Here is a 1548-nt window from a genome sequence, read left to right as displayed (position 1 = left end):
GGTTTGTACATTGGATATGGATACGACCACGAAACCACCAATTTGAACAACTATAATTCCGGTTCGCACGAGATATACCTGCGTTATGAATTATTCAAAAACATCAGCAAAATCACCACTCCAAGATTCTTCTAAAAACAATTATTATGAAAAATTTTATACTCCTTTACATAACGATAATAAGTGTTTTTTCATTTAACAGTTATGCCCAAAAATCACAACTGGCTTCCGCCGACAAGAAGTACAACAACTATGCCTACATAGATGCCATCAAAACCTATGAAAGGGTGGCCGAGAAAGGATACAAATCGGAAGACATGTTCCAAAAACTGGGGAATTCCTATTATTTCAACGGCGAATTGGACAAGGCCGCCAAATGGTATGACGAATTGTTCGCCATGGCACCGGAACAGAAACCCGAATATCTATACCGATATGCCCAATCCTTGAAAGCCGTGGGACAAACCGACAAGGCCAACCAGGTGATGGAACAATTCAACCAAAAAGCAGGAAACGACAACAGGTCCAATATTTACGGAAAAAACAAGAATTACCTAGATATAATCAGGGCTAATTCGGGAAGATACAACATTGAAGATGCCGGAATCAACTCCAAATATTCCGATTATGGAAGCGCCTTCTTCTTGAACAAACTTGTTTTTACCTCCTCCAGGGATACCGGAAACTTCATGCAAAGAAAACACAAATGGACCAACCAGCATTTTACCAACCTCTATGTTTCGGATTTGGGACAAGACCTGGCTCCGGGAAAAGTGGACAAGTTTTCCAAAAAAGTAAAATCAAGATTCCACGAATCCAGCGCCATTTTCTCCAAAGACGGAAAAACGATGTATTTCACCAGAAACAACTTCCTGGACGGCAAAAAAGGAAAAAACGGGGAACAGGTTACCTTGATCAAAATATACAAAGCCTCTTTTGAAAACGAGGATTGGGACAAGATAACCGAACTGCCTTTCAACAGCGACTCCTACAGCGTGGCACATCCCGCCCTGAGTCCTGACGAAAAAACATTGTATTTTGTCTCCGACATGCCAGGAACAGTGGGACAATCGGACATCTTTAAAGTAAAAATAAACGAGGACGGCAGTTTTGGAACTCCGGAGAATCTAGGCAGGGAAATCAACACCGAAGGAAAGGAGACTTTCCCCCTTGTCACCGATGAAGACGAGCTCTATTTTGCTTCGGACGGACATCCTGGATTGGGTGGACTGGATATTTTTGTGTCCAAGGTGAACCCAGACGGAAGTTTTGGGGAAATCCAGAACGTGGGTGACGGAGTCAATTCGCCCAAAGACGATTTTGCCTATCTAATCGACACCAAATCCAGAAGAGGATTTGTTTCCTCCAACCGTGGTGGCGGACAAGGATATGACGACATCTACAAGTTTCTGGAAACCAGGAGAATCAAGTGCGAACAGGAACTATACGGAGTCGTGACGGATATGGCCACGGGAAAAATACTTCCCGACAGCAAAATCAGCTTGTTTGACAGTAAATACAACTTGATCAACACCGGCGTTACCGATG

The 1548-nt window shown here is 43.2% G+C and carries 2 protein-coding genes; both read left to right on the top strand.

The window, feature by feature from the left end; translation table 11 throughout:
* A partial coding sequence (locus BUC16_RS17670) for a type IX secretion system membrane protein PorP/SprF (protein ID WP_141226203.1) occupies positions 1 to 135 on the top strand: 135 nt, incomplete at its 5' end.
* A gap of 11 nt (positions 136 to 146) precedes the next feature.
* The coding region (locus BUC16_RS17405) for a PD40 domain-containing protein (RefSeq protein ID WP_073372087.1) at positions 147 to 1548 on the top strand (1402 nt) is incomplete at its 3' end.

It is taken from the genome of Flavobacterium fluvii (assembly GCF_900129545.1).
Classification (GTDB): domain Bacteria; phylum Bacteroidota; class Bacteroidia; order Flavobacteriales; family Flavobacteriaceae; genus Flavobacterium; species Flavobacterium fluvii.
Note: the sequence above shows the minus strand (reverse complement) of the source record. Positions and strands in the feature narration are given on the sequence as shown.